Source organism: Streptomyces spirodelae, from assembly GCF_017676385.1.
Taxonomy (GTDB): domain Bacteria; phylum Actinomycetota; class Actinomycetes; order Streptomycetales; family Streptomycetaceae; genus Streptomyces; species Streptomyces spirodelae.
Genome location: NZ_JAFFZN010000013.1, coordinates 185,309 through 191,641, shown reverse-complemented (window position 1 = coordinate 191,641; position 6,333 = coordinate 185,309). Strand labels below are relative to the sequence as shown.

Genomic DNA, 6,333 nt, shown 5'->3' with positions numbered 1-6,333 from the left:
GGCCGTCATCACGTCGCGGCGCGGGCCGTCATCGCGCGGGGATGACATCTGTCAGCCCCAGGTCACGACCGTCGGCACTGCCGCTGCCATCCGCCGCTCGGCGAGCCTTGGCGGCATGACGACGACGACCCCTCCCACGGCCCCGGCCGTGGAGTTCACCTCGGCCTCCAAGACCTACGGCTCCGTGCGGGCGCTCGACGGGCTGACCGTCAGCCTGCACCCGGGCGAGACCGTCGCCCTCCTCGGCCCCAACGGGGCCGGCAAGTCCACCACGCTCGACCTGCTGCTCGGACTGCGCAACCCGGATGCGGGCGGCCGGGTGCGGCTGTTCGGCACGACGCCACGGCGCGCGGTCACCGGGGGCCGGGTGGGCGCCATGCTGCAGTCCGGCGGGCTGATGGAAGGGGTACGGGTACGGGAACTGGTCGAGCTCGCCTGCGCACTGCACCCGAAGGGCTACCCGGCCGAGCGGGTGCTGGCGACCGCGGGGATCACCGAACTGGCCGAGAGGACGGTCGGCAAGCTGTCCGGCGGTCAGGAGCAGCGGGTGCGGTTCGCGCTGGCGACCGCGGGCGACAGCGACCTGATCGTGCTGGACGAGCCCACCACCGGCATGGACGTCACCGCGCGCCGCTCCTTCTGGTCGGCCATGCGGGCGCAGGCGGCCCAGGGCCGCACCGTACTGTTCGCCACCCACTATCTGGAGGAGGCCGACGAGGTCGCCGACCGGGTGCTGGTGCTGCACCGCGGGCGGCTGCTCGCCGACGGCAGCGCGGCCGAGATCAAGGCCATGGCGGGTGTGCGCCGGATCGGCTTCACGCTGGAGGCGGTCCCCGACGGGGTGCTGGAGGCGCAGCTGCGCGCCCTGCCGGGAGTCGGTGAGCTGCACTTGGCCGGCTCCGCCGTACGGCTGCGCTCCACGGACGCTGACGCCACCGTGCAGGCCCTCTACGCGCTGGGGCTGTATCCGCGGCGCCTGGAGGTGACCGGGCTCGGCCTGGAGGAGGCATTCGTCGCCCTCACTTCGCGCGCCGAGGAGCGCGCCGAGAAGACCGACCAGCGGCCCGCGGGCCAGAAGGCAGGCATCAAGTGAAGACCCTCGTCAAGCTGGAGATCACGCGCTCGCTGCGCAACAAGAAGTTCATGTTCTTCTCGGTGATCTACCCGCCGCTGCTGTATCTGATCATCGCCGGACGGAACACACCGGGGAACATGCCGGGCCTCCGCGTCGACATGAAGCTCTACTACATGGTCGCGATGGCCGCCTTCGGCGCGATGACGGCCGTGCTGATGGGCAACAGCGAACGCATCGCCAAGGAGCGCGAGGCCGGCTGGGTGCGGCAGCTGCGGCTCACCGCGCTGCCGGGGCGGGGCTATGTCACCGCGAAGATCGCCTCGGCCGCGGTCGTCAGCCTGCCCGCCATTGTGCTCGTCCTGCTGACCGGCGCCACCGTCATGGGCGTACGGCTGGAAGCGTGGCAGTGGGCCGCCGTGGCACTGTGCTCCTGGGCGGGCAGCTTCGTCTTCGCCGCGCTGGGGGTGGCCATCGGCTACCTGGCGACGGGCGACGCGGTGCGGCCGCTCACCATGCTGTGCTACTTCGGGCTGGCGTTCCTGGGCGGACTGTGGCTGCCGAGTTCCAGCCTGCCCGACTGGGCACAGCGCATCGGGGAGTGGACGCCCACCCACGCCTACACCGGTCTGGGCCGGGCCGTTGAGGTCGGCGAGGCACCGCACCTCTCGGACGCGGGGCTGCTGCTGGGCTATCTCCTGCTCTTCGCGGGGGCCGCGGCCTGGCTCTACCGCAAGGACACCCGCAAGGCATGATGCGGTGGTGCGAGAGATGAGAACCCCCCTCGTCGCGGACAGTACCGAGACCCCGCGGCAGAAGTGGTCCAAGGCGGCCATGATCGCCGTCTGGCTGGTCTTCCTCGGGGGTGCCGTCCGCGACCTGTGGTCCGGCCACTACAGCCACCCGACCGTCGCACTGGCGGCCACCGGACTGGCCGCGTTCCTGGCGGTGTACTGCTCCCTGGTCTTCCGGCACACCAGGCGGCCACTTCCCCAGCGGCTCGTGCACTCGATGCTCGCCGTCCTCTTCGCCCTCGCTCTCGCGCTCTCCATGACCATGAGCCAGGAGTGGCTGGTGCTGTTCGTCTACATCTCGGTGGCGAGCGGTGCCGTGCTGCCGGTGCGGTTCGCGATACCGGCCGTGGTGGTCTGTGTGCTGGCGCTGGCACTGGTCGGTACGGACTTCGGGGAGCTGCCCTGGTGGAACAGGTGGACCTCGTTCGTCATCCCCAGCCTGCTGGGCGGGTTCGCGCTGATGTCCGCGCGGCAGACGGTACGGACCATGCGCGAGCTGCGCCAGGCCCGCGCGGCGGTGGCCCAGCTCGCGGCGAACGAGGAGCGGCTGCGGCTCGCCCGCGATCTGCACGACCTGCTGGGGCACTCCCTCTCCGTCATCACGCTCAAGAGCGAACTGGCAGGCCGCATGCTGCCCGCGCACCCGGAGCGGGCCGCCGAACAGGTCGCCGACATCGAACGGGTCAGCCGCCAAGCCCTCGTCGACGTACGCGAGGCGGTCAGCGACTACCGCCGTCCGACGCTCGCCGTGGAGCTCGCGGGCGCCCGCACCGCGCTCGACTCCGCGGACATCGCCGCCGACCTGCCGCAGGAGCCGCCCGCCGTGCGGCCGGAGCCCGAGCAGGAGGGCGCACTGGCGTGGGCCCTGCGCGAGGCCGTCACCAACGTGGTGCGGCACAGCGGCGCGGCGCGCTGCACGGTGACCCTCGACGCGTCGCAGGAGGGCAGCCTCGCCCTCACCGTCACCGACGACGGCAAGGGCCCCTCGGGCGCGGGGGAGGGCAACGGGCTCAGCGGGCTGCGGGAGCGGCTGGCGCTGGTGGACGGCACGCTGTCCACCTCGGCGGGCGTGGACGGGGGCTTCACACTGCGCGCCACCGTGCCCTCAGTACCCTGAGGCCGTGATCAGACTGCTGCTCGCCGAGGACCAGGCGATGGTCCGCGAGGCACTCGCCGCGCTGCTGAGCCTGGAACCGGACATCGAGATCGCGGCCCAGGTCGGCAGGGGCGACGAGGTACTGGACGCGGTCGCGGCCCACCAGGTGGACGTGGCGCTGCTGGACATCGAGATGCCGGGTATGACGGGGCTCGACGCGCTGGAGGGGCTGCGTGCCGCACACCCGGGGCTGAAGGTCGTCATCCTCACCACGTTCGGCAGGCCCGGCTATCTGCGCCGGGCCATGGAGTCGGGCGCCGACGCGTTCCTCGTCAAGGACGCGCCCGCCGCGCAGCTCGCCGACGCGGTACGCCGGGTACGGGCGGGCGAGCGCGTCATCGACCCTGCGTTGGCCGCCGCCGCGCTCGCCGAGGGCGCCAGTCCGCTCACGGATCGGGAGCGCGATGTACTGGCCGCTGCCCGCGAGGGGGCGGGCAACGCGGAGATCGCCGGCGCGCTGCATCTGTCGCACGGCACGGTGCGCAACTATTTGTCCACCGCCATCCAGAAGACCGGCGCCCGCAACCGGGCGGAGGCCGTCCGCATCGCCCGCGACAAGGGCTGGCTCTGACGCCTGCGTACCCGGCGTGCGTGCTGCGCTTGCCGGCCCTGCTCCCCCGACCTCCGGCCGGGAGGTACCTCCCGGGGCGCAGACCTCCCAAGCGCAGGAGCTGGGTTTTCAGGGGCGCGGGGAACTGCGCGACCAGCCACGACGGACCCGCAGACTGCACGCGGTAGCAAGGGGCACCCCCTCATCAGCCCGACTGGCGCGGGGCACCAAGTCCTCAGTTCAGACGAGCCCTCGCAGCGCGCGCAGCGCGCCGTACGTTCTCCGCCGCGTTCGGCTCCATCGTCGCGACGACGTCCGCGTACTCCTCCATCTCCCGTGCGCCCCGTATGAAGTCGCCCCGCTCCACCAGCAGTTGGGCCCGCTCGAAGCGGAGCCTGCCGGGGTGGTGCGGCAGCAGCAGGGACAGCTCGACCGCCCACAGCCGCACCCCGGACTGCTCGGGCCGCGGGCCGGCCCAGGCCCGGATGTTGTTCAGGACGCGCAGCACCGTCTCCAGCGGCCCGGCAGGGCGCAGCGAGGCGGCCGACAGCGGTGTCCCGCCGGTGGCCCCGGCGACCATCGCGGACAGCTCTTCCTCGTCGAGCCGCTTCCCTCCGCCGAACGGGTCGGCCAGTACGTGCTCGCCGACCGGATCGCCGAAGCCCACGACGAAGTGCCCGGGCAGCGCCACCCCGTACACCGGGGCGCCGGCGCGTCTGGCCACCTCCGTCCAGACCACCGACAGCAGGATCGGCAGCCCGCGCCGCCGCCGCAGCACCTCGGGCAGCAGCGAGGACTCCAGCCGCTGGTAGTCCGAGGCGGCGCCGTTGAACCCCAGCTGCCCGCCCAGGGTCCGCTCCAGGGCCCGCGCCCACTGTGCGGGGGTACGGCCACGTTCGTACGGCAACAGTCCGGCCAGCCGGTCGAGTTCGGCCTGCCCCTCGTCCACGATCCGGTCGACGGCCGGCTCCTCGTCCACTCCCGGCTCCCGTCCGCCGTGCGCGTGCCCGGCGGCCTCCGCGCCGATCAGCAGACACAGCAGCGCCAGATCGGGGCGCTCCTCGCGGGCCGCCTCGGCGAACCGCCGCCTGGCCGTCCCGCCCTCGCCCTCCATGCCGTTTCCCGCTTCGCTCGGCCCGCCCATCTCAGTCCTGCGGGGCGCGGAGGTAGAAGTAGGCGTGGTGGTCGGCGAACCCCAGCTTCTCGTAGAGGGCGCGTGCGGGCGTGTTGTCCCGCTCCACCTGGAGGTAGGCGGCCGAGGCACCCTCCGCCAGCGCGGCACGCGCCAGCTCGCCCGTCACCGCCTGCGCGAGCCCCTGCCGGCGCCGCTCGGGGGCGACCTCTATGGCGGCGAACCCGGCCCACCGGCCGTCCACCACGCACCGCCCGATCGCCATGGGGGAGCCGGCCTCGTCCCGTACCGTCGCGAACCACACCGAGGGCCCGCCGGTGAGCACCTTCACGGCGGCTTCCGCCAGCCGCTCGCCGTCCGCACGGTTGTAGAGCGAGAGCCACTTCTCGTCCGGCGTGCGCTCCAGCACCACCCTGCCGTCCGGTTCCCGGTCGGCCAACGGCGCCAGCGCGCCGACCTGTATCAGCCCGTGCCGCTCCGCCGTCCAGCCGCGCTCCCGCAGCCGCGCTGCGAGCAGCGCGTTCTCCTCCACGGCGACCTGCATCCGGGCCGGCAGGTCCCGCTGCCCGTACCAGGCCGTGACCCGCGCCAGCGCCTCGTCCAGCGGCAGCCCCGGCTCGTCCAGCGGCAGCACCGAGTTGGCACGCGCGGTGAAGCCGCCGGCCGCCCGCAGGGTCCATCCGCCCAACTGCCCGGACTCCACCGGCGGCCAGCCCCGCGCGGCCACGGTGACAAGTTCCCGCACGTCGGCGGCGGGCAGCCCCCGGCGGCGGGCCGGCGTGTGCGGTACGACCTTTCCAGCGACCATCGACGCCTCCTCGATCTCGACCTGCTCACCATCGCGGCGGGTGATTCCGAGCAGACCTCCGGTCCACGATGTGAGAATGCCGATCGTGTCCGTGAATCGTCCGCGCCGCTCCCCAGCCGCCGTCAGCGACCGCACCGAGACACGTTTGCCCACGTCGGAAGGGGTGATGCGGACCTCCAGACGTCCGCCCGTGGTGAATTCCACAGTTCTGACCGCCCCTCCTGTTCGTCTTGTCTCCGCGAACGGAGATACTAGGTGTGGGCATCGCCGCCGTCCGAAGCGAAAGAGCGCTCCCGCGCGCCCGCGGCGGAGCCGGGCACCGGCCCGCCAGCCCTAACGAGGAGGAACGACAGCGTGACTTACGTCATCGCGGAGCCTTGTGTCGACCTGAAGGACAAGGCTTGCATCGAGGAGTGCCCGGTCGACTGCATCTACGAGGGCCAGCGGTCCTTGTACATCCACCCGGACGAGTGCGTCGACTGCGGTGCCTGCGAGCCCGTCTGCCCGGTCGAGGCCATCTTCTACGAAGATGACACCCCCGAGGAGTGGAAGGACTACTACAAGGCCAACGTCGAGTTCTTCGACGACCTCGGCTCGCCCGGCGGTGCCAGCAAGCTCGGCCTGATCGAGAAGGACCACCCGATCATCGCCGCGCTTCCGCCGCAGGAGCACGACGAGTGACCCACGGGTGACCCCCGACGAGTGAGCCACTCGCCCCACGAGTGGCTCCCTGGCAGTCCCGTACGGCGACCATGGCGTCCTGTCGTGCGGGGCTGCGGCGTTTTCCGCGCCGCGCCGCACCGGCCGGCCGCCTTCCGAAA

At 72.5% G+C, this 6,333-nt stretch carries 7 protein-coding genes; 5 read left to right on the top strand and 2 right to left on the bottom strand.

Features of this window, described 5'->3' with window-relative positions; genetic code table 11:
* Nucleotides 1–115: 115 nt before the first annotated feature.
* Genes JW592_RS16360 through JW592_RS16345 form a run of 4 tightly spaced genes read left to right on the top strand, consistent with a single transcriptional unit; the run spans nt 116 to nt 3,593 of the window.
* The gene (locus JW592_RS16360; RefSeq protein WP_209265810.1) at nt 116–1,093 is read left to right on the top strand and encodes an ABC transporter ATP-binding protein; all 978 of its coding nucleotides are present in this window, start codon (nt 116–118) and stop codon (nt 1,091–1,093) included.
* Nucleotides 1,090–1,827: an ABC transporter permease gene (locus tag JW592_RS16355; protein ID WP_209265809.1), complete on the top strand. Its 738-nt coding sequence runs from the start codon at nt 1,090–1,092 to the stop codon at nt 1,825–1,827. Before JW592_RS16360 ends, JW592_RS16355 begins: the two co-directional genes overlap by 4 nt.
* 16 nt (nt 1,828–1,843) lie before the next feature.
* Nucleotides 1,844–2,983: a sensor histidine kinase gene (locus JW592_RS16350; protein WP_209265808.1), complete on the top strand. Its 1,140-nt coding sequence runs from the start codon at nt 1,844–1,846 to the stop codon at nt 2,981–2,983.
* 37 nt (nt 2,984–3,020) lie between these two features.
* Entirely contained in the window at nt 3,021–3,593 is a 573-nt protein-coding gene (locus JW592_RS16345; RefSeq protein WP_229376200.1) for a response regulator transcription factor, read from the top strand.
* A gap of 214 nt (nt 3,594–3,807) precedes the next feature.
* Here JW592_RS16345 and JW592_RS16340 read toward each other — a convergent pair whose 3' ends face one another.
* Both JW592_RS16340 and JW592_RS16335 read right to left on the bottom strand, forming a co-directional pair.
* Nucleotides 3,808–4,716, bottom strand: coding sequence for a transglutaminase-like and tetratricopeptide repeat-containing protein (locus JW592_RS16340; RefSeq protein ID WP_229376140.1), 909 nt, complete (start codon nt 4,714–4,716; stop codon nt 3,808–3,810).
* A gap of 1 nt (nt 4,717) precedes the next feature.
* Nucleotides 4,718–5,716: a GNAT family N-acetyltransferase gene (locus tag JW592_RS16335; RefSeq protein WP_209265806.1), complete on the bottom strand. Its 999-nt coding sequence runs from the start codon at nt 5,714–5,716 to the stop codon at nt 4,718–4,720.
* Between the two features lie 150 nt (nt 5,717–5,866).
* Here JW592_RS16335 and fdxA point away from each other — a divergent pair, with 150 nt between their 5' ends.
* Nucleotides 5,867–6,193 carry a ferredoxin gene (gene fdxA, locus JW592_RS16330; protein ID WP_209265805.1) on the top strand — a complete coding sequence of 109 codons (327 nt, stop codon included), beginning with the start codon at nt 5,867–5,869 and terminating at the stop codon, nt 6,191–6,193.
* Nucleotides 6,194–6,333 lie beyond the last annotated feature (140 nt).

Bases quoted from the DNA above. Each gene is read 5' to 3' on its own strand.
- JW592_RS16340 (WP_229376140.1), bottom strand. From the start codon at position 4,716: ATGGGCGGGCCGAGCGAAGCGGGAAACGGCATGGAGGGCGAGGGCGGG.
- JW592_RS16345 (WP_229376200.1), top strand. From the start codon at position 3,021: ATGGTCCGCGAGGCACTCGCCGCGCTGCTGAGCCTGGAACCGGACATC.
- JW592_RS16350 (WP_209265808.1), top strand. From the start codon at position 1,844: ATGAGAACCCCCCTCGTCGCGGACAGTACCGAGACCCCGCGGCAGAAG.
- JW592_RS16360 (WP_209265810.1), top strand. From the start codon at position 116: ATGACGACGACGACCCCTCCCACGGCCCCGGCCGTGGAGTTCACCTCG.